Source organism: Rhizobium brockwellii (assembly GCF_000769405.2).
GTDB lineage: Bacteria > Pseudomonadota > Alphaproteobacteria > Rhizobiales > Rhizobiaceae > Rhizobium > Rhizobium brockwellii.
In genome coordinates this window covers 89,974-110,309 of sequence record NZ_CP053440.1, presented here as the reverse complement: position 1 = coordinate 110,309, position 20,336 = coordinate 89,974, and the positions used below count along the sequence as shown (strand labels likewise).

Here is a 20,336-nt window from a genome sequence, read left to right as displayed (position 1 = left end):
CATGCTCTAACTCTTTAATTTAGAACAGGATTCAAATTTTAGGCCGACTCGGCCTAAAATCATCCTGTTCTAGGTCATATCGAAGACAGCGGCGTTGTCTTGAACCTCGCGCAGCCCCTTGTACGAGGCATGGCGGAGATTGCCGTCATCCGTCCAGCCGCGAAACTCGATCTCGGCGATCAGCGTCGGCTGCACGAGGACGAGGCGCTTGCCATTCAGCGGAACGACCGGCCGGCTCGTCTTCAACCGGTCCAGCGTCTTTTTCAGGTATTCAGCATCGCTGGCACTGAAGCCGGTTCCGACGGAGCCAACGTAAATCCAGTCGAGGCCTTGTCTGCCGGCCAGCAGCAGCCTGCCGATGCCGCCGCGGGCGGATGCGGACTGCTCGTAACCGACGATCATGAAGCTCTCACTCTGGACGCATTTGATCTTCAGCCAGTCGCCCGTGCGGCCACTGCCGTAGGGTCGGTCGCGATGCTTGGCGATGATGCCTTCCAGATAATGATGGCAGGCGTGCTCGAGAAGGTCTTCGGCCGGCAGCTCTATCTTTTCGGAAATGCGGATCGCCTGATCATCGCCTTCCGGTATCAGGTCTTCAAGCAGGTGCCGGCGTACGTCGAGCTCGGTGCCGGTCAAATCGTGTCCATCGAGATAGAGAAGGTCGAAGGCGACGAGGATCGACTCGGTCGATGCTCGCTTGCCGCCCCGCCCGCCGAGCGAACGCTGCAGGGCGCCAAAATCCGAGCGGCCATGATCATCGAGCACAACGGCCTCGCCATCGAGGATCGCGGTCGTTACGCCAAGCCGTTTCGCTGCGGCGGCGATGGTGGGGAAGCGGTGGGTCCAGTCATGGCCGCCGCGGGTGATGACCCGCACGCCCTTCGGCTCAACGTGGATTGCCAATCGATAGCCATCCAACTTCACCTCATAGAGCCAATCCGGCCCAACGGGCACAGTTGGCTTCAGCAGCGCGAGACAGGGCTCGACGCGCGACGGCATAGGATCGAAGGGCAGACTGGGCTGGTCCGGATCGCGCTTGCGGATCGGACGAGACTGCAGCGTTGACTGAGATTCGTCGAGCAAGGGCAGTGGGCGGCGCGGACGTTTCATGATTAAGTCTGACGCCTCCTCGATCGGTTTTCCACTTCGACCGGCTTGCGCCGAGCACTCATGATTCTGATGACATTGCTCGGTGCCGGCCCTTGCTTTTCGCTGGTCTTGGGCTTTGCCCTGTACCGCTTTTTCATCTGTTTCTTCTTCGCTTCGATGGCAACAACGCGACTCAACCGAATCATTCGGCCGATTGTTCCGAGGCGAAACGAATCTCAATTCAAAGACTTAACGCGGAGATGCCTCCCGTATTCCAAGTCCCGAATTCGCTGCCGGATCTGGATCGGGCCGAGCAGTCGTCCCGGTGCGGCCTCAGTTGCATCGAACACGCTCCGGCCCGGCATCAGCGTCAGCATTCCTCAACGGGCGCTGTACTTCGCGTCGAGATCATCCATGGCCTTGACGTTACCGGCAGAACGGCCGTTCTCGTCGAAGGTCTGGGCAAGAAACGCATCAGCGATCGACTTTGCAAGCTCCGTTCCGATGACGCGGGCTCCCATGGTGATGATCTGCGCATTGTTGGAAAGCGCGGCACGCTCGGCAGAATAGGTGTCGTGCGTCAGGGCGGCGCGGATGCCCGGAACCTTGTTGGCCGAGATGCAGACGCCGATGCCGGTGCCACAAACGAGGATCGCCTTGTCGTAGGTGCCGTCGATGACGCCTGAGGCAACGCGGTCCGAGAGGTTGGCGTAGAAAGGATCGGCACCGGCGCTGGTGCGCGAGACTTCGTACACGTCGAAGCGGTCCTTCAGATGGTCGGCCAGAACCTTGGCGAGGCCTTCGCCGGCGCTGTCTCCTGCAATGGCAAGCTTCATTGTCTTTCTCCTCAGAGTTTGGCGGCGCATCTGGCCAGGATGTCGAGGTAACCTTCGACATTCCAGGCCGAACGGCCGATGAAGAGCCCGTCGATATGCGGGCTCAAGATCAGTTCTTCGCAGTTCTGCGGGTTGACCGACCCGCCATAAAGGCAGGGGATCTTCCGGCCCAGCACAGCTTCGGCAACGGCGATGATTTCAGACTGGCGCGCATCTGCATAATCTGCGGTCGCCGGGATGCCCTTCTCGCCGATCGCCCAGACCGGCTCGTAGGCGAGTAGGATTTCGGCAGCCTTTTGGGCGCTGGAAAGTTTCGATAGCGCGCCGCGCACCTGGGTTGCGAGGATGTCGGCAGCCTTTCCGCTTTCGCGGTCGAAAAGCGTCTCGCCAATGCAGATCAATGGAATGAGACCGTGGCGAACGGCCGCTTCGGTCTTCAGACCCACAGTCTCGTCGGTCTCTCCAAAATGTTCGCGCCGCTCGGAATGGCCGAGCTCGACGAGATCGAGATTGCAGTCCTTCAGCATTGCCGGCGAGACTTCGCCGGTCCAGGCACCCTGGTCGGCCCAATGCATGTTCTGCGCGCCGACCTTCACCGAGGTCTTGGCAAGCATCGCCTTGACCTCGCGGACGGCGGTGAAGGGCGGAATGACGAAGCGCTGGATGCGCGGGTCGCGTGCGGCATCGGCAGCTTCGAGACCGCGGGCGAAGTGTTCGGCTTCAGCAAGCGTCTTGTTCATCTTCCAGCTGGTGCCAATCCAGAAGCGCGGCGTTTCGGTCATGTCGGATCCTGCGTTGATGCAATGGTGAGCGTGATGCCCGCCTGCTCGAATTCCTCCAAGACAGCAGCATCGGGTGCGCTGTCGGTGATAATCGCGTCCAAATCGGCCAGATCCGCCATGACATGCAGGGCGGTGTGGCCGATGCGCTGATGATTGACCAGAAGGCAGGTCCTGGTCGAGGACGCGATCATTGCCCGCTTGGCGCGCACGACGTTGTCGTCCATGTGATAGGCCAGCCTGCCGCTGACGGCAGGCGTTGAAATGAAGGCAATGTCGGCCCTCAGCCGCGACAATGCCTCCTCGGTGACGACGCCGAGATAGGCGTTGAATTTCGCCGAGTAGATGCCGCCAAGCGCAATCAGGGTGATGCCGGCTTCGCCTTTCAGCCGCTCCATGATCGCCGCATTGTTGGTGATCAACGTCAGCGGCCGCTTCTGCAGCAGCATTTCGCCAAGCACGGCCGCCATCGAGCCGTCATTTACCATCACCGTCATCCCCGGCTCGACCAGTTCCAGTGCGGTCTGCGCCATGGCCAGCTTGGCCTCGTTGCCCTGGCGCTCGCGAATGCGGAAGTCGCTTTCGAACTGCGTTCCGGCATCAATGGTCGCACCGCCGCGAACCTTGCGCAGGACGCCCGCCTGCTCGAGATCGTCGAGATCGCGATGGATCGTCATCTTTGACACGGTGAAGCGATCGGCAAGGTCGTCGAGATCGACGGTCTTGTTTTCGACGAGCAGGTTGACGATCAACTGCTGCCGCTCTTCCCGCCTCATGCCCGCTCTCCACCCTCGTTTGATGTTAAGATAACGGAACACACGTGATAATCAACATCACTTATGTTATTTTGCGATCAAATATTGTTGCTTTCGATCGCTACTTCAATAATGCCTGCGCGGTTCGCTCGTCGGTGATCAGCCCGAAAAGACGCCGACTATTCAGAATTGCCTGGATGGCCGGCACTTTCGACTGTCCGCCCGCCAGCGCCACGAGCCGCTCTTTCTTGGTCTTGGGAAAAGACGCGGAGAGCGTGCGCGCCGTCAGCGCGGTGTCAAGGATATGGCCATCGGCGTCGAAAAAATGTCCGAGGATTTCGCCGACGCCGCCTGCCGCGGCAATGTCGTCGATTTCACCGGGTTCAACCATGCCGGACAAGACGAGCTGCGCCTCGGCATCGACAGTTCCCAGGCCGACGAGCTTCAGATCGGCATTGTTGGCAAGGTCGAAGACCTCCTTGACGGCACGTTGCGCCTTCAGCACTTCGCGGTCCTCGCCGGTATTGGCGAAAAAGGGAACCGGCATGACATAGGCATGGGCGCCGGTCTTTTCGGCGATGCGATGCATCACGTCATAGGGATTGGCGCCGTAGTTTCGTGTCAGCCCCCCAAGCAAGGAGACGAAACGCAGGTTCTTCGCGCTCACCCTCGGCATATATTGGACGGCGGCGGAAAGCGTGCGGCCATGACCAAGGCCGATGACCGTATTGTCGCCGCGCTCGATCTCGCGCTTGAGATAACCGGCGCCGGCATGGCCGAGTGCGCGCAGCGGCAAGCCTTCCTCGCCGAGATCGGGTGCGACCTCGCAATATTGAAGCCCAAACCGTTCCGAAAGCCGCATCTCCAGCTCGACGCATTCGACGATATCCCCGTCGATGGTGACTTTGACCACGCCATCGGCAACCGCTCTTGCGATCAGGCGATGGGCCTTCACCGACGGCACGCCGAGGCGGCGCGCAACGTCGGACTGCGTCAGACCACCGGCATAGTGAAGCCAGGCAGCACGCACGGCAAGCGTATCATCGGCGTCCGTCATCACGGCTCCTTTTCGAAGGTCCTGCGGCGATTCCGCCGTATCGCAGTGCTGCCTTTTAAAGATCTCCGCCTCAGATGTTCAAGTCGGCGACGCCGGTGTCGATATGCGGCGCCCAGAAGGCGACGCTTTCGGCAATCTGCGGGATGACCTGGCGATCGTTCGGCTCGCGTTCCTTGAAGGAGAGTTCCAGGCAGATCTCATTGTCCTTTGCTCCACCTTCGGCCAGCGCCTGCAACAGAGGTGCCGGCTGGATGCGGCCCTTAGCGTTGAATTCGGCGGTAAAGGGCCGGTGCCCGCCCTTGTCCATCAGGCTCTGCTTGATGTGCATGATCGGCGACACCGGCGGGACGGCGCGCGCCCAGGCATAGGGGTCGTAGTCGTCGGGATTGGCGGAGGTGATGTCGCCATGATCGATATCCGCCATCATCCACATCGGAATGGCCATGCCGGCCGATGTCAGCCGCTCCTGCAGCGACAGGCAAGCGCCGATCGTCTCGCCGAACTCGCGGCCGATGCTCATCGGCTCCCAGAACATGTAGGAGAGGCCTGCGGCGCGCGCGTGCTCGGCGACATCAGCCCAACAATCGATGGCGATCTTGATCAGTTCCTCGCGTCTGGCCGGATCGTCGAAGTCCTTATAGGTGAAGATCGCAAATTGCGTGCCGACAGAGTGGCCGCCGAGATCGGCGGTGATGTCGGCAAAGGTCTTAAACCAATCGATGTAGTAGCGGCGCACATCGGCATCCGGATGTCCGAAATGGTTGAGACGCCCATAGGGGCCGGTCATGCCCGAGGTGACCCGTACCCCCGTGCGCTTCAGCGCAGCGCTCATCGTGCGCGTCAGGCGGCGGATGATCGGCGCCTGCCAGCTCGGATTGATGAATTCGTGGGTAAGCTGGAGGTCGCGGATCCGCAAATCACGCGCCACCGTGTCGATGAGGTCGTCTGGGTCGGCGAAGCGATTCACCAGCGGATTGGTATTGAGCGAAAGGGTCAGCGGCATGGCGGCATCCTTCAGGCGGCGGCAAGGCGGGTGGAAGCAAACCACTCGCCAAAGACCGCGCGCTCCGCTTCGTTCAGATGGAGATAGTGTTTGGTGCGGCGATAGAGGATGTCGTCGGCCGTTTCGGCCCATTCCGTGGCGACGAGATAGCGGGCCTCGGCCTCGTAGAGCTGTCCGCCGAAATGCCGCCCGAGCGCTTCTAAGCCCGTCGCGCCGGCAACCACATTCCTGGCGCGGGCGCCATAGAGACGGCCGTAGTGATGCACGAGCTTGCGCGGCATCCAGGGATAGATATCGCGCAGGCTATTGGCAAAGCTCTCGTAATCGGCATTCGGAATTTCGCCGCCGGGCAGCGGCGCTTTCTCCGTCCAGTCGCCTCCCATGTTCGGGAAGATGTGCTTCAGGCGCTGCATGCCGCGTTCGGCGAGCTCGCGAAATGTGGTGATCTTGCCGCCGAAGACGTTGAGCAGCGGAGCGCCGCCTGACTCGTCGAGATCGAAGACATAGTCGCGGGTAACGGCGGACGGATTACCCTTCCCATCGTCAAACAGCGGACGCACGCCGGAGAAGCTGTGCAGCACATCCTGCCGACGCAGCTTTTCCTTGAAGTAGCGATTGACCGCCTTGAGCAGATACTCGATCTCCGTCTCGTCGGCGGCAACATCCTCGGCCCGGCCTTCGTACGCGATATCGGTCGTCCCAATCAGCGCCTTGTCGCCCTCGTAGGGATTGATGAAAATGACGCGTTTGTCGTGGTTCTGCACCAGATAGGCATTGGCGCCCGCCCAGAACTTCGGCACGATGATGTGGCTGCCCTTGACGAGGCGGACGTTGCGGCCGGAGTTCGAACCAGCGACGCGATTGATGATGTCCATCACCCAGGGGCCGGCGCAGTTCACTAGACATTTGGCACGGAAGGTTCGCGTCTCTCCCGTGGCGTTGCTTTTGGTGACCACGGTCCAACCGCCATTCTCGCGACGGGCCGACACGGCCGGCGAGCGGGTCAGTACCAGAGCGCCGTTTTCCGCTGCGCTGACCGCATTCAAGGTCACGAGGCGGGCGTCGTCGACCCAGCAATCGGAATATTCAAAGCCGCGTGTGTATTGATCGAGGATCGGCGTGCCTTCCGGGTCGCGGAGCAGGTTGAGCGTGCGCGTCCCAGGCAACTTCTTGCGGCCGCCGAGATGATCGTAGAGGAAAAGGCCGAGCCGCACGAGCCATGCGGGGCGATCCTCAGGGCTGTGCGGCAGGACGAAGCGCATCGGCCAGATGATATGCGGCGCGGCATTGAGCAGCACTTCACGCTCGATCAGCGCCTCACGTACCAAGCGGAATTCGTAATATTCGAGGTAACGCAGGCCGCCATGCACCAGCTTGCCCGAGCGCGACGAGGTTCCCTGGGCCAGATCGTCCTTTTCGCACAGCACGACCTTCAGGCCGCGGCCGGCAGCATCGCGTGCTATCCCCGCGCCGTTGATGCCTCCGCCGATGACGAAGAGATCCAGGAGTTCGAGTTCAGTCATGTCATGCTCCTTCGATCCTGCTGCATCAGAATTACGCGCCCAGCGGCGACGTCGTCGCGGCTTCGGCAAGCTTATCCCAGGCGGGCGCCATTGCCTGGCGCACATCGGTATAGGCGGAAAAGAGCCGGTCGAACCGATGGGCCTCGCTGGCGTCCGTTGTCTCCGGATCGCCGAGCAGCGGCGTCACCCAGTCGGCTATGCAATCGTCCATGCTGGAATAGACGCCGACAGCCACCGCGGCCATCATCGCCACGCCGGCCGCCCCCGTCTCTTCGCGGCGCGACTGGCGGATCGGTGCGTTAACGGCGGCCGAGAGTGAACGGCGAAGAGCGATGGAGCGTGTTGCCCCACCCGTGACCCGCAGCTCTTCGGGCATCGCACCCATCGCCGCGTAGCAGTCGCGCGTGGCAAGCCCTAACCCTTCGACCACGCTGCGCAGCAAGTCGGGGAAGCCGTGACGCATCGAAAGCCCGGTGAAGCCCGCGCGCGCATTGGCGTTGACGAAAGGCCCACGTTCGCCCGCTTCGGAAATATAGGGATGGTAAAGTACCGACCCCGGTCGGCTTTCTGCAAACCAGCCGTCGATGCGCGCAATGAGGTCTGCATGCGAAGCAGGCTTGCCGGCCTCGGCCATCAGATAGGCGGCGACGTCGAGGATCCAGTCGATGTTGATCGTGGCGCCCATATTCGTCTGGACCTGAGTGACGATGCCGGGGATGGGCAGGGCGATCACATAGCCGGTGCCCTCACGATTGAACTGAACGTCGGCAACGGACTTGGCGCGCAAGTGCACGCCGGTCGAGCCGATCGTCGAGCAGGCGGCGTTGCGAGCGCCGCTGCGCACGCCTGCACCAAGCGCCGTCATCACCATGTCGACATAGCCGAGACAGACCGGCGTTCCGGCAAGAAGCCCGCAGGCCTTCGCCGCCTCCGATGCCAGCGGGTGGCTGATCTCGCTGCCGTCGATGATTTCGGGCAGGAGCCTGCGTCTGTGGTCAAGGCCGAGCGCGTCGATCACGACGGCATCATACTGGCGCGTCCTGAAATTGCCGAAGGTGAAACTCGCCTCCGATGGATCGGTTGCCCGCACGCCTGTGAGGTTGAGATAGAGCCAGTCCTTGCAGTGCAGCGCCGTCTCCGCCCGATCGAGAAGATCCGGCGTGAAGCGGTCCATATGGGCAAGCTGCGCGCCCTGCTGGCAAGTGTTGAGGCCGGTGCCGGTTGCTTCGAAGCGGGCACGGTTCTGGGTTCCGCCGGCAAGCGACGTGACTGTCGGCGCGGCGCGCGCGTCGAGCCACAGCCAGGCATCGGCAACCGGCCTATTGCCGCGGCCGACGAGCCATGTGCCGTCGCCCTGTCCGGTGACGGCGATGGCTGCGGTGCGTGACGCAAGATCAGGGACATTTTCGCCGAGACCACGCAACGCACTGGCGCAATCGAGCCAGGTCTGATCGAGCGACTGCGTTGCCGAGCCATCGTCTCCGGTGGTGTATCTGTTGCGAACGGAGGCCGTGGCAATCTGGCGTCCGGACAGATCGAAGGCGACGGCCTTGATGACCGAGGTGCCGGCATCTATGCCAATGATGATCTTCTGGGTCGATGTCATTGCAGGCCTATCTCGCCACCATCACAAGCGCCGCGGCAGGCAATACGCACATCAAATTCATCTGAAGTCCTCCCGATCCCTAAACTCTGGGATGTCATCCGGCTGCCAACCTCGGTCCTTTAACGGGTAGCGGCAAGCGCGCCGCCTTTGGCAAATCCCAGATCTGGCGTGCAGCCGAAACCTCCCTAACTTCGCTCGAAAACATAACATAAAGATACCACAATGCCAGTAAGATTTTTCTGGCGATGTAATTTTTTTCATCTAAAATGAGAGAGCGAGGAGTTTACTTCCGCGCCACCTGGCTATCGGCGTGCAGCATCGAAAACGGTAATGCGCGCAATGCTCGATCTGTAAAATTTTGCATTTAAAACAGAGAGATGTTGCCATAATTCGGTAGAATGACAAGCGTGAAGTCGTCTGCATTTGCTGTCACTTTTTGCTGCACCGCAGCGTGATGAACAAGATGTGAGGTCGTGCATTTCAGTCGAGTTGCCGCGAAAGTGCCGTTGACAGTTTATAAAATATATAACATCATTTACGGCATAAGTAACATACTTCTATCACGGAAGTGCGCTTCCTGATGGAGAATTTGCAGGCTCAGGCGGTTGGAGGAGACACCCGCCGGTCTTGTTGAGGAGGCTTCCAATGCGAATTTTCGTCCAGAGTTGCGCTCTTGCGGGTGGCCCGCCGGTTTCTGTTCCGGTGCGGCGCAATGCTTCAGCGCGCCTGCGATCATCATCGCGCTAGCGCTCTCCATCTTGCCATTCCAAGCCAAAGGCCGTCCAGACATGAGTACCTCGCCCGATCATGCAGCATCAAAGCCGAGCAGCGGCAATCGCGGGCTCCTTGTCAGCGCGGCGTTGGCGGTGGTCGTCGTTGCAGCGATCGCGTTCGATACGACGGTCGTCAAGATCGGTTCCGAAAACGATGTCCGCCAGCAGGCATTCTCTCCAGAAACCTTCGGCGCCGAGCAGTTCCCGAAGATCAAGGCAAATGTCGAGGAGCGGGCCGTTGCGGCCGCCGATCTCGCGGCCGCCATTGCCGCCGACAAGAAGGCGGCGGCCGAGAAATACGGCACTGCGACGAGCACCGGACCGGTCATTCCCGTCACGCTGACGGGCGTTTTCGGCGCCCGCAAGTCGAACACCAACGAAATGAAGATCGATGGGTTGCCTCCCGAGACGGTGGTCCGTGTCCAGACCGGCCCTGCGGTCAACGGCACGGACCTCCGCGATGCAACCGGCACCATCGAATTCGGCCAGTTTACCAACCAGATCCAGTATCAGGATGCCGGCTCGGCCATCAATAACGAGATGAAGAAGGCGGTTTTCGCAGGCCTGGATGCTGACGCCCTGGACGGAAAGCAGGCGACCGTGGTCGGCGTCTTCAAGCTCATCAACCCGAAGAACTGGCTCGTCACGCCGGTGAAGGTCGAGCTCAAATGAGCCAGCCGCAACGCAGCAACGGGGCGAAAGGCGAGGTCGTTCTCGCTGCCCGCAACATCGCAAAATCCTACGGCAGCGTTCACGCCCTCAAGGGAGTGAACTTCGACATCCATCGCGGCCAGGTCACAACGCTGTTCGGAGAGAACGGCGCGGGCAAGTCGACCTTGATGAAGATCCTTTCGGGTGTGGCGCAGCCAAGCTCCGGCGAGATCATTCTCGACGGCTCGCCGATCAGCTTTAGCTCGTCGACCCATGCGCGCGAGTGCGGCATCTCGATCATTCACCAGGAGCTCAGTCTCGCCCCCAATCTCAGTGTTCGTGACAATATTTTCATGGGCCGGGAGATCATCAAGGGCGGTGTCGTCGACTTCGCTGAAGAGGAGCGTCAGACCCGGGCGCTCATGGAAGAGCTCGAGGAAGACATCGATCCGCTGACGCGCGTCGAGGATCTTCGCCTCGGCCAGCAGCAGATCGTCGAGATTGCACGAGCCCTCTCCGTCAATTCCCGCATCCTGATCATGGACGAGCCGACCTCGGCGCTGAGTGCGACGGAAGTGGAAGTGCTCTTCAAGGTCATCCACGACCTGACGAGCCGCGGCGTGTCGATCGTCTACATCTCGCATCATCTGGAAGAGGCGCTGCAGATCACCAATCACGCCGTCGTTCTGCGCGACGGAAACATGACGGCCTATGCCGAGCGCAAGGATATCGATCTCGAATGGATCGTCCGCAACATGGTCGGCGAGAACTTCGACCTTGGCAGCCCGCCGCAAGGTCACCCGTTCGGTGACGTCTCGCTTTCCATCGAAAACCTCAGTGTCCCCGGCCCCTCCGGCGCTGCCTATAATGCAGTCGATCGTCTGTCTCTCAAGGTGCGTGCCGGTGAGATCGTCTGCATCTACGGGCTGATGGGCGCCGGGCGCACGGAATTGCTCGAATGCATTGCCGGACGTTTGCGCGCAAGTGGCGGACAAGTTCTGCTCGAAGGACAGGACGTCAGTGGGCTCAGCATCGCCAGGCGCATTGCCAGCGGTCTCGTGCTTGTTCCCGAAGATCGCCAGCGAGACGGCCTCGTCCAGACGATGACGGTCGGTTCCAATCTGTCGCTTGCGAGTATCCGCGCCTTCACCAAAGGGCTTTTCACCTCCGGCCATCGGGAGCGCGATCTCGTCAATGACGCGATCCGGCGGGTGCATGTGAAAACCGATGGCGGTGCGGCTTCGATCGGCTCGCTCTCCGGCGGCAACCAGCAGAAAGTCGTCATCGGCAAGATGCTGGCAACCCAGCCGAAGGTCATCTTGCTCGATGAGCCAAGCCGCGGCATCGACATCGGCGCCAAGGCGGAAGTTTTCAAATTGCTCGCGGAGCGCGCCAAGCAGGGATTGGCGGTCATCTATTCGACGTCCGAAGTCAATGAATGCCTGAGTATCGCACACCGCATCATCGTCATGCACCGTGGCAGGATATCGGCCGAGTTCGGCTCGGATGTCACCAAGGAAAAGATCATGGCCGCCTCCGGCGAAGCCGTGATCGCGCACTAGCCTGGATTATGGAGCACTGATTATGTCAGTCACGAACGTCACCGAAAAGAAATCAGTTTCCAGCGGGCCGAAGCGCAATACCAATATCGTGCGTCTCATCCTGGAGGGCCGGGCCTTCTTCGCGCTGATCGTCATCATCGCGGTCTTCTCGTTCCTGTCGCCCTATTACTTCACGCTGAACAACTTCCTGATCATGGCGTCGCACGTCGCGATCTTCGGCATTCTGGCGATCGGCATGCTGCTCGTCATCCTGAATGGCGGCATCGACCTGTCGGTCGGCTCGACGCTGGGGCTTGCAGGTTGCATCGCCGGTTTCCTGATGCACGGCGTCACGCTCACCTATTTCGGCGTCATCCTCTATCCGCCGGTCTGGGCCGTCGTCGTCATCACATGTGCGCTCGGTGCGCTGGTCGGTGCGGTCAACGGCGTGCTGATCGCCTATCTCAAGGTGCCGGCCTTCGTCGCCTCACTCGGCGTGCTCTACGTGGCCCGCGGTATCGCGCTGCTGATGACCAACGGCCTGACCTACAATAATCTCGGCGGCCGTCCGGAACTCGGCAATACCGGCTTCGACTGGCTCGGCTTCAACCGGCTAGCAGGCATTCCGATCGGGGTCATCGTGCTTGCGGTTCTCGCCATCGTTTGCGGCATCGTGCTGAGCCGCACCGCCTTCGGCCGCTGGCTCTACGCCTCAGGTGGCAACGAGCGTGCCGCCGACCTCTCCGGCGTCCCGGTCAAGCGCGTGAAGATCATCGTCTATGTGCTTTCGGGCGTCTGTGCCGCGATCGCCGGCCTGGTCCTCTCCTCGCAGCTGACCTCCGCCGGTCCGACGGCAGGCACAACCTACGAACTGACGGCGATCGCAGCCGTGGTCATCGGCGGCGCGGCGCTGACCGGCGGCCGCGGTACGGTTCGCGGCACCATGCTCGGCGCCTTCGTCATCGGCTTCCTTTCGGACGGCCTCGTGATCATCGGCGTCTCGGCCTACTGGCAGACCGTATTTACCGGCGCTGTGATCGTTCTCGCCGTCCTCATGAACAGCATCCAATACGGCCGCCGGGTCAAATCGTCCTGACGGCTGAGACCGAAACTTATCCACGACGGCAGGCTGGAGTCCAGGAAAGCCGATTGGGGAAAGCAACGCCGGATCACCGGCAATAACTGAGCTCACGAATGGGAGAGAGACTATGTTTAAGAAAGGCATGCGCATACTTCTGGCCGCCGCGGCCGTAGCACCGCTTCTTGCAAGCTCGGCTTGGGCAGCGGGCATGATGACGATCATCGTCAACGATCCGTCGAATCCCTATTGGCTGACGGAAGGCAATGTCGCCAAGGCAACTGCCGAAAAGCTGGGCTACACGGCCTCGGTCAACGCCCACAAGGGTGACACCAACACCGAAAGCAACCTGATCGATACGGCGATCACCAACAAGTCGGTGGCGATCATCCTCGACCCGGCAAATGCCGACGGTTCCGTCGGTGCGGTCAAGAAGGCCGTTGCTGCCGGCATCCCGGTCATCCTCGTCAACGCCGAAATCAACCAGGAAGGCCTGGCGAAGGCGCAGCTTGTTTCCAACAACGCCCAGGGTGCCGCCCTCGGCGCGCAGCAATGGGTCGAAGCGATCGGCGACAAGGGCAATTATGCGGAACTCTTCGGCGCTCCGTCCGACAACAACGCCGCGACGCGGTCGAATGGCTACGAGACTGTCCTTTCGCAGTATCCGGATCTGAAGAAGGTCGCCAAGGAAGTTGCCAACTGGGACCGCACCCAGGGCCACAACAAGATGCAGTCCATGCTGCAGGCCAACCCGGATATCGTCGGCGTCATCTCGGGCAATGACGAAATGGCGCTCGGTGCGATCGCCGCACTCAAGGAAGCCGGCAAGCTCGCCAATGTGAAGGTCGGCGGCTTTGACGGTTCGCCGGATGCCGTTGCTGCCATCAAGGCGGGCGAACTCCAATACACCGTCCTCCAACCGGTTGCCGTCTTCTCCGAAGAAGCCGTCAAGCAGGCCGACAGCCTGATCAAGACGGGTAACACGGGTGCCAAGAGCGAGAAGCAGCTCTTCGATTGCCTGTTGATCACCAAGGACAACATCGACAAGTACACCGGCCCGTTCGTCCTGGCGCAGTAAACGGTAAAGGGCGCTCGCAAGAGCGCCCTCATTTTCATGCTGGAAGCGATGGCCGACGATCCACCGCCGGTTGCGCTTCGCCTTTTTGCCTTGGCGCGGCAATCACTGTACGAAGCTGGGATCCATAATTCAGCGACAGGGGTGACCCGTGACACAGAAGACCAGCCGGGACGACGATCTGTTGGACCAGCTCACCAGCGACAGCCGGCAGACGCGCCAGATCGCGCGCCGCCGCATGATTGCAGAGGCCGTGATGGGTGAAGGCTCGATGCGGATTGAAGACCTGACGGACCGCTTTGGGATCAGCCTGATGACGGCTCACCGCGATGTCGATGAACTCGTCAGCCGCGGCCTCTTCAGGAAGACGCGCGGTATCGTCACTGCGGCGGCGACCAATCTCATCGAATCCAGCGACGTCTACCGCTCCAACCGTCAGTCAGCCGAAAAGAAGCTGATCGCCGAGGCGGCAATGCAATTCGTCGAACCGGGGCAGGCAATCTTTTTCGACGACTCGACCACGGTTCTTCAGATGGCGGCACATCTGCCTTCGAAGGCGCCGGTCACCGCAATCACCAATTCCCTGACGCTGATGAATGCGCTAACGGGCCTGCACGACGTGACGCTGCTCGCCCTCGGCGGCCAATATTACAATTGGTGCAATGCCTTCATGGGCCGCATGACCATCAACGAGATAAAGGCTCTCAGGGCCGATGTCGCATTCATCTCGATGTCTGCGATCAGCGACGGCACGGTGCTGCACCAGTCCCCTGAGACAGTCGATACCAAGCGCGCCATGTTCGATTGTTCCGTAAAACGCATCCTGCTTGCCGATCATACCAAGTTCGAACGGCGTGCACTCCACAGTTTCGCAGCACTGGATGAGTTCGACGTCGTCATCGTCGACGAAAAGACCCAGCCGGTGCATATCGACCGCATGCGGTCCAGAGATATCAACGTGGTCATCGCCAAGGGCGCCGGAGGGCGCTCCTGACGGCGCGGGCCCGTTGCCCTCGTGAGGTAAACCTGAATGCCGACACTGCTCGGGATCGATAGTGGTCTGACAGTCACCAAGGCCGTCATCTTCGATATCGACGGCACGCCGCTTGCAGCCGCTCGGCGCCGCGTCACGCAGTTCATTCCGAAGGCCCGCCATATCGAGCGCGACATGGATGAATTGTGGAACGCGACGGCCGATGCCATCCGCGAAGCGATTTCCCTTAGCGGGCGCCCCGCAAGCGACATAGAGGGCATTGCCGCTACCGCGCATGGAGACGGCATCTACCTGCTCGATCACACCCGGAAGCCGCTCGGCCGGGCCATTCTCTCGCTGGACAGCCGGGCAGCGGCGATCGTCGACCGGTGGGCGAAAAACGAGGTCGCCGACCGGTCGATCGAACTGACGGGACAGATCCCGCACGTCTCCGCGCCATCGGCATTACTTGCCTGGATTCGCGACATGGAGCCTGAGCGCTACAAGCGCATCGGCCATTTCTTCAGCTGCAAGGACTGGCTGCGGTTCTGCCTGACCGGGATCATCGGTACGGACCGCACCGAAGCGAGCACCTCCTTCACCAATGTCAAAACCCAGAACTACAGCGAGGACGCCCTGCGGCTGTTTGGCTTGCAGGATCTCGTCCACGCCCTGCCGCCGGCCTCGCGCTCCGACCAGATCGTCGGACGCGTGACCCGTGAAGCCGCGCAGCTGACGGGCCTTGCCGAGGGAACGCCTGTCGTTGCCGGTCTGCACGACGTCACGGCCTCGGCGCTCGGGGCGGGGGGCTATGCCAAGGGCGTTGTCGCGGTCATTGCCGGGACCTATTCGATCAACGAGACGCTTTCGTCGGAACCGCGTGTCGACCGGCGCTGGTTCTGCCGCAACGGGATTGCGCCCGGCATCTGGAACAGCATGTCGATCTCCCCCGCATCGACAGCGAATTACGACTGGTTTCTGGATACGCTCTGCGCTGCCGAGCGAACGAATGGCGAGGTGCAAGGCAACTCGATCCACGCCCTGCTGGCGCCCGAGATCGACGCCGCCTTCGAGCGCCCCTCGACGGCGCTCTTCCATCCCTATCTGTTCGGCTCGCCTTATGGCGCAGCAGCCAGCGCCGGCTTCTTCGGGCTCGGTGGATGGCACGACCGCGGCGACATGCTGCGCGCCGTGCTAGAGGGTATCGCTTTCAATCATCGCATCCATGTCGACGCGCTTCGCGACGGCTTTGCCTTCGATCAGGCGCGGCTCGCCGGTGGCGTCTCGCGCAATCCTGCCGTCGTGCAGATGTTTGCCGATGTGCTTGGCATGCCGGTCACGGTAACCGAGACGGATGAGGCGGCCGCCTGGGGCGCTGCGCTTTGTGCCGGGTCGGGCGCCGGTATCTTTGTCGATCCGCAGAGCGATCCACGCGACACCGCCTCCATTGCGAAGACTTGCCGGCCGGATGCGGCGCGTAGCGCGGATTATGAAAAGCGTTACCAGGTATTCCGCGAGATTGCCGACGCGATGATCCCCCTTTGGCCTAGGATTGCCGCGCTTGCGCCGGAGCAATCGGCAAACTGAAAAAACAAATGCTTGCTGCGGCGGGCGATTTAGGACGATGAGCATGACCCCCGATTTGCAGCAGCGCTTCTCGAACCTCGGCGAGAACGATATCGACGTTTTGATCATCGGGGCGGGGATCAACGGTGCCGGCCTGTTCCGCGACCTCTCGCTACAGGGTGTCAACTGCCTGATCGTCGACAAGGCCGACTTTGGCTCCGGCACCAGCGCCGCACCATCGCGGCTCATTCATGGCGGCCTGAAATATCTGGAAACGGGTGAGTTCGGACTGGTTGCGCAGTCGACGCTTGAGCGCAACCTCCTGCTCAAGAACGCGCCGCATTGCGTCGAGCCGCTGCCGACCTTCATTCCGGTCTTTTCCTGGACGCGCGGCATCTGGGCAGCGATCCGGACGCTCCTTGGGTCGAAGACGGCGCCACGCAGCCGTGGCGCGGTTCTCATCAAGATCGGGCTTCGGCTCTACGACTTTTTCGGTTCGCGCGACCAGGTCATGCCGCGCCACCGGTTGATCCTGAAGAAACAGGCGCGCAGGGAAATGCCGCATATTACCCCCACCATCGTCGCCGGCGGCATCTATTACGATGCCAAGATCAGCAGGCCGGAGCGGCTCGTCTATGAGCTCGTGCGTGATGGTCTCGATGCGAATGCGACGAGCCTCGCGACAAATTTCGCGACACTGGCTGCCGTTTCAGAAGGGCGCTTGACCTTCCGGCAGCCCGATGGTCGCGAGTTCAGCGTCGCTCCCAAGCTGGTCGTCAATGCGGCAGGTCCCTGGATCGATCAGGTCAACACTTTGCTCGGCGCTCCATCGCACCTGATCGGCGGCACGAAGGGTTCCCATATCCTGCTTGACCATCCCGAATTGGTGCGAAGCCTCAACGGCCACATGATCTATTTCGAGGCCGACGACGGCCGCATCTGCCTGGTCTACGACTATCTCGGGTTGGCACTGGTCGGGTCGACCGACATTCCGGCAGGTGATCCGGACAATGTCTCCTGCGAGGAGCCGGAAACGGAGTATTTCCTCGAAAGCATGCGCTCGCTGCTGCCGACGCTTCGCTTCGATCGCGATCAGATCGTCTACAGCTATAGCGGCATCCGCCCGCTACCGGCATCGGATGCGGCCGCACCGGGGCTGATCAGCCGCGATCACTCTGCGCCGGTAAAGGAGCCGGAGAGCAGCAGACCGTTTCCGATCATTTCGCTGGTCGGAGGCAAGTGGACGACGTTCCGCGGCTTTGCGGAAGAGGTCGCCGACACCGTTCTCACCCGGCTGCAGTGCAGCCGCAGCCAGTCGACACGCTATCTGGCGATCGGCGGCGGTAAGGCCTTTCCGGCTGATGCCCAGCAACGTAGCGCCTGGATCAAGGATACCGCGTCACGCAGCGGCGTTGCCGCCGAGCGTGCCGACGAACTGCTCCGCCGCTACGGCACGACGGCCGCAACCCTGCTTTCTTCTGCTTCAGGCTATACCGACGAGCACCGCCTGACGGGTGCGCCGCGCTACAGTCTCCGGGAAATCGACTGGATCGTCCGGAACGAAATCGTCGTCCACCTGTCGGACATCGTGATGCGCCGCACGACGCTTGCGATCGAGGGGCGGTTGACGCTGGCAGGCCTGCGGGAAATCGCCGGCGTTGCCGGGGCAACGCTCGATTGGGACGGCGAACGAACGGCAAGCGAAATTCAGGACGTTGTCAGCCAGCTGAGCCGCTTCCACGGCCAAGCGCTGACAGGCAAGGTTGCCGCCGAGCCGGAAAAGACACCGCGCCCGGCGTCGGGCTAACCGAGTTTCAGGAGAAAGCCGGATCGAGGGAACCGGACTTGTAACGCTTCGCCATTTCCGAAACGGGAAGGGGCTTGATGCGGCCGGCCATGCCGGCAGTGCCGAACTGTTCGAAGCGCTCCTTGCAGAGCTTGGTCAGCGCCGTCATCGCCGGCTTCAGATATTTGCGCGGATCGAACTCGCTTGGGTCCTCTTGCAGCACGCGGCGGATCTGCCCGGTCATCGCCATTCTGCCGTCGGTATCGATATTGACCTTGCGAACACCGTTCTTGATGCCGCGCTGGATTTCCTCGACCGGCACTCCCCATGTCGGTTTCATCTGCCCGCCATACTTGTTGATGATCTCCTGCAGTTCGATCGGGACCGACGACGAGCCATGCATGACGAGATGTGTGTTCGGGAGCTTACGGTGAATTTCTTCGATGACGTTCATCGCCAGTACCGAACCGTCCGGCTTGCGGGTGAACTTGTAGGCGCCATGCGATGTGCCCATCGCGATGGCGAGCGCGTCGACCTTGGTTTCGCGCACGAACTTCACCGCTTCGTCCGGATCGGTCAGCAGCTGGTCATGCGAAAGCTTGCCCTCGGCGCCGTGGCCGTCCTCGGCCTCGCCCATGCCGGTCTCGAGAGAACCGAGAACGCCGAGTTCGCCTTCCACCGAGATGCCACCGAAATGCGCCATATCAGTCACCATCTTGGTGACGCCGACATTATACGCCCAGTCGGCGGGCGTCTTGGCATCCGCCTTCAGTGAACCATCCATCATCACCGAGGTAAAACCCGCCTGGATCGCCGTCATGCAGTTGGACGGATCGTTGCCGTGATCGAGATGCACGCAGACCGGAATATGCGGATAGATTTCAACGACGGCATCCATCATGTGCTTCAGCATGATGTCATGGGCATAGGCGCGGGCTCCGCGCGACGCCTGCATGATAACCGGCGCCTGACATGCGTCCGCGGCCTCCATGATGGCGAGCGCCTGCTCCATGTTGTTGATGTTGAAAGCGGGAACGCCGTAACCTTCCTCCGCAGCATGGTCGAGCAGTTGCCTCAGCGTAATGCGTGCCATCCAAGATTCCCCCATATCGATGGTCGATCGAAACGCCGCCATCTTTTCGAAACTAGAGCCCGGGCGTGAGCCGTTCAAGCGTCTTATTTTAATAGGCAAAATGGCATAGGAGGAGGAATGTAACAAGCGGCAATAACAATATCACAAACAGTATGATATTTCTCAAGAGTCATTTCGCATGCACGAGCCGAATGAAATTCAGTGCCTATGCTGAAGAGATGAGGCGTCATGCCCCTTGCCGGTGATGGCGAGAACTCTTCAACAGACACCCGTGCGGCCGCTTGGAATATCCGGCACCGGGTCAGATGAGACCATATTGTTCCGCCTTATTGCGCAGGAACGGCAGGCCTTTGTCCATGACCTCTTCCATATCGCGTGCAACGGGGCGCCAGACGGCTAGGCCATAGGCGACCTCAGGCGGCATGTTGATGAAGCTTTCCATCGCAAGTCCGCCCTTGAAGCCGATTGCCGCAAGCGCGGCATAGATCGGATCCCACGGGATGTTGCCGTAGCCCGGCGTGCCGCGGTCGCTTTCGGAAAGATGGATGTACTTCAGGTGATCGCGGGCGATCAGGATGCCGTTTGCCGCACCCTTCTCCTCGATATTCATGTGATAGGTGTCGAGGTGAACGAAGATATTGTCCGCGCCGACACGCTCCACCATGTCGACGGCCTGCTGCGCCGAGTTGATCAGGTGGTTCTCGTAGCGGTTCACGGCCTCGACGCCGAGTTGGATGCCATGCTTCTTCGCATGCTTTGCCGCGGCATCGAGCACCTTGGCGATGTTGTCGTATTCGCCCTGCGTCGGTGGCACGCCGGTGCGCTCGCCAATGCCGCCGAAGATGACGCCGGACAGGGCCTCGGCGTTCATTTCTGCGGTCTTTTCGATTGCAACCTTCAGGTGCTGGATTGCCGCATCCGGGCGGACCGAGGCCCAGGCATGTTCCGGCAGGCCGAGCGAGCAGACGGCGCGCAGCTTGTTCTTTTCAAGCAGGTCGCGGGTGTGTTTGGCATCGACGGCAGGCGCATTCAGCAGCGCGATCTCGATGAAATCCATCTTGTAGTGCACGGCTCCGGCAATCGCCTTCTCGGCGCCTGCGCGGTCCCAGTTCATGGTCCACATGCTGGTGTGAACGCCGAAACCTTCCATGG

The 20,336-nt window shown here is 61.2% G+C and carries 18 protein-coding genes; 7 read left to right on the top strand and 11 right to left on the bottom strand.

The annotated features are described in order from the left end of the window. Positions 1-69: 69 nt before the first annotated feature. From ligD to RLCC275e_RS24085, 9 genes are all read right to left on the bottom strand, one after another. A complete protein-coding gene (gene ligD / locus RLCC275e_RS24125; protein WP_130707972.1) occupies positions 70-1,110 on the bottom strand; it encodes a non-homologous end-joining DNA ligase in 1,041 nt (346 codons plus the stop codon). A gap of 359 nt (positions 1,111-1,469) precedes the next feature. Next, positions 1,470-1,925 (bottom strand): D-erythrulose-4-phosphate isomerase, encoded by a 456-nt coding sequence (derI, locus tag RLCC275e_RS24120; protein ID WP_003562478.1) that lies wholly within the window; start codon positions 1,923-1,925, stop codon positions 1,470-1,472. 11 nt (positions 1,926-1,936) lie between these two features. Beyond that, complete coding sequence (locus tag RLCC275e_RS24115) at positions 1,937-2,707, bottom strand: triose-phosphate isomerase (protein ID WP_033183183.1); 771 nt, start codon at positions 2,705-2,707, stop codon at positions 1,937-1,939. After that, positions 2,704-3,480, bottom strand: coding sequence for a DeoR/GlpR family DNA-binding transcription regulator (locus RLCC275e_RS24110; protein ID WP_033183184.1), 777 nt, complete (start codon positions 3,478-3,480; stop codon positions 2,704-2,706). The genes RLCC275e_RS24115 and RLCC275e_RS24110 overlap by 4 nt, the downstream gene beginning before the upstream one ends. 100 nt (positions 3,481-3,580) lie before the next feature. Beyond that, the gene (locus tag RLCC275e_RS24105) at positions 3,581-4,516 is read right to left on the bottom strand and encodes a sugar-binding transcriptional regulator (protein ID WP_033183185.1); all 936 of its coding nucleotides are present in this window, start codon (positions 4,514-4,516) and stop codon (positions 3,581-3,583) included. Between the two features lie 70 nt (positions 4,517-4,586). After that, entirely contained in the window at positions 4,587-5,519 is a 933-nt protein-coding gene (locus RLCC275e_RS24100) for a sugar phosphate isomerase/epimerase family protein (protein WP_033183186.1), read from the bottom strand. A gap of 11 nt (positions 5,520-5,530) precedes the next feature. Then, positions 5,531-7,042, bottom strand: coding sequence for a glycerol-3-phosphate dehydrogenase (locus tag RLCC275e_RS24095; RefSeq protein ID WP_033183187.1), 1,512 nt, complete (start codon positions 7,040-7,042; stop codon positions 5,531-5,533). Between the two features lie 31 nt (positions 7,043-7,073). Next, a complete protein-coding gene (locus tag RLCC275e_RS24090) occupies positions 7,074-8,648 on the bottom strand; it encodes an FGGY-family carbohydrate kinase (RefSeq protein WP_033183188.1) in 1,575 nt (524 codons plus the stop codon). A 535-nt stretch (positions 8,649-9,183) separates the two neighbouring features. Next, positions 9,184-9,387 (bottom strand): hypothetical protein, encoded by a 204-nt coding sequence (locus tag RLCC275e_RS24085; protein ID WP_245485136.1) that lies wholly within the window; start codon positions 9,385-9,387, stop codon positions 9,184-9,186. 49 nt (positions 9,388-9,436) lie between these two features. On the opposite strand from RLCC275e_RS24085, the gene RLCC275e_RS24080 reads away from it, so the two are divergent. The 7 genes from RLCC275e_RS24080 to RLCC275e_RS24050 all read left to right on the top strand — a co-directional run bounded on the left by RLCC275e_RS24080 (position 9,437) and on the right by RLCC275e_RS24050 (position 18,112). Then, entirely contained in the window at positions 9,437-10,093 is a 657-nt protein-coding gene (locus RLCC275e_RS24080) for a DUF2291 domain-containing protein (RefSeq protein WP_033183490.1), read from the top strand. Further along, on the top strand, positions 10,090-11,634 hold the full coding sequence (locus RLCC275e_RS24075; RefSeq protein ID WP_033183189.1) for a sugar ABC transporter ATP-binding protein: 1,545 nt from the start codon (positions 10,090-10,092) through the stop codon (positions 11,632-11,634). Before RLCC275e_RS24080 ends, RLCC275e_RS24075 begins: the two co-directional genes overlap by 4 nt. A 22-nt stretch (positions 11,635-11,656) precedes the next feature. Continuing rightward, the gene (locus RLCC275e_RS24070) at positions 11,657-12,709 is read left to right on the top strand and encodes an ABC transporter permease (RefSeq protein ID WP_033183190.1); all 1,053 of its coding nucleotides are present in this window, start codon (positions 11,657-11,659) and stop codon (positions 12,707-12,709) included. Between the two features lie 112 nt (positions 12,710-12,821). Then, entirely contained in the window at positions 12,822-13,769 is a 948-nt protein-coding gene (locus tag RLCC275e_RS24065) for a D-ribose ABC transporter substrate-binding protein (RefSeq protein ID WP_033183191.1), read from the top strand. A 148-nt stretch (positions 13,770-13,917) separates the two neighbouring features. Beyond that, a complete protein-coding gene (locus RLCC275e_RS24060) occupies positions 13,918-14,760 on the top strand; it encodes a DeoR/GlpR family DNA-binding transcription regulator (protein WP_033183192.1) in 843 nt (280 codons plus the stop codon). 36 nt (positions 14,761-14,796) lie between these two features. After that, entirely contained in the window at positions 14,797-16,326 is a 1,530-nt protein-coding gene (locus tag RLCC275e_RS24055) for an FGGY-family carbohydrate kinase (protein ID WP_033183193.1), read from the top strand. Between the two features lie 37 nt (positions 16,327-16,363). Further along, complete coding sequence (locus tag RLCC275e_RS24050) at positions 16,364-18,112, top strand: glycerol-3-phosphate dehydrogenase/oxidase (RefSeq protein ID WP_033183194.1); 1,749 nt, start codon at positions 16,364-16,366, stop codon at positions 18,110-18,112. A gap of 7 nt (positions 18,113-18,119) precedes the next feature. On the opposite strand, the gene fba is transcribed toward RLCC275e_RS24050, so the two are convergent. Further along, positions 18,120-19,184, bottom strand: coding sequence for a class II fructose-bisphosphate aldolase (gene fba, locus RLCC275e_RS24045; RefSeq protein ID WP_033183491.1), 1,065 nt, complete (start codon positions 19,182-19,184; stop codon positions 18,120-18,122). A 301-nt stretch (positions 19,185-19,485) separates the two neighbouring features. Further along, positions 19,486-20,334: a sugar phosphate isomerase/epimerase family protein gene (locus RLCC275e_RS24040; protein WP_033183195.1), complete on the bottom strand. Its 849-nt coding sequence runs from the start codon at positions 20,332-20,334 to the stop codon at positions 19,486-19,488. Positions 20,335-20,336 lie beyond the last annotated feature (2 nt).

Excerpts from the sequence above, each read along its gene's own strand:
- ligD (WP_130707972.1), bottom strand. The coding sequence starts at position 1,110 with ATGAAACGTCCGCGCCGCCCACTGCCCTTGCTCGACGAATCTCAGTCA.
- derI (WP_003562478.1), bottom strand. The coding sequence starts at position 1,925 with ATGAAGCTTGCCATTGCAGGAGACAGCGCCGGCGAAGGCCTCGCCAAG.
- RLCC275e_RS24115 (WP_033183183.1), bottom strand. The coding sequence starts at position 2,707 with ATGACCGAAACGCCGCGCTTCTGGATTGGCACCAGCTGGAAGATGAAC.
- RLCC275e_RS24110 (WP_033183184.1), bottom strand. The coding sequence starts at position 3,480 with ATGAGGCGGGAAGAGCGGCAGCAGTTGATCGTCAACCTGCTCGTCGAA.
- RLCC275e_RS24105 (WP_033183185.1), bottom strand. The coding sequence starts at position 4,516 with ATGACGGACGCCGATGATACGCTTGCCGTGCGTGCTGCCTGGCTTCAC.
- RLCC275e_RS24100 (WP_033183186.1), bottom strand. The coding sequence starts at position 5,519 with ATGCCGCTGACCCTTTCGCTCAATACCAATCCGCTGGTGAATCGCTTC.
- RLCC275e_RS24095 (WP_033183187.1), bottom strand. The coding sequence starts at position 7,042 with ATGACTGAACTCGAACTCCTGGATCTCTTCGTCATCGGCGGAGGCATC.
- RLCC275e_RS24090 (WP_033183188.1), bottom strand. The coding sequence starts at position 8,648 with ATGACATCGACCCAGAAGATCATCATTGGCATAGATGCCGGCACCTCG.
- RLCC275e_RS24085 (WP_245485136.1), bottom strand. The coding sequence starts at position 9,387 with ATGATGATCGCAGGCGCGCTGAAGCATTGCGCCGCACCGGAACAGAAA.
- RLCC275e_RS24080 (WP_033183490.1), top strand. The coding sequence starts at position 9,437 with ATGAGTACCTCGCCCGATCATGCAGCATCAAAGCCGAGCAGCGGCAAT.
- RLCC275e_RS24075 (WP_033183189.1), top strand. The coding sequence starts at position 10,090 with ATGAGCCAGCCGCAACGCAGCAACGGGGCGAAAGGCGAGGTCGTTCTC.
- RLCC275e_RS24070 (WP_033183190.1), top strand. The coding sequence starts at position 11,657 with ATGTCAGTCACGAACGTCACCGAAAAGAAATCAGTTTCCAGCGGGCCG.
- RLCC275e_RS24065 (WP_033183191.1), top strand. The coding sequence starts at position 12,822 with ATGTTTAAGAAAGGCATGCGCATACTTCTGGCCGCCGCGGCCGTAGCA.
- RLCC275e_RS24055 (WP_033183193.1), top strand. The coding sequence starts at position 14,797 with ATGCCGACACTGCTCGGGATCGATAGTGGTCTGACAGTCACCAAGGCC.
- RLCC275e_RS24050 (WP_033183194.1), top strand. The coding sequence starts at position 16,364 with ATGAGCATGACCCCCGATTTGCAGCAGCGCTTCTCGAACCTCGGCGAG.
- fba (WP_033183491.1), bottom strand. The coding sequence starts at position 19,184 with ATGGCACGCATTACGCTGAGGCAACTGCTCGACCATGCTGCGGAGGAA.
- RLCC275e_RS24040 (WP_033183195.1), bottom strand. The coding sequence starts at position 20,334 with ATGGAAGGTTTCGGCGTTCACACCAGCATGTGGACCATGAACTGGGAC.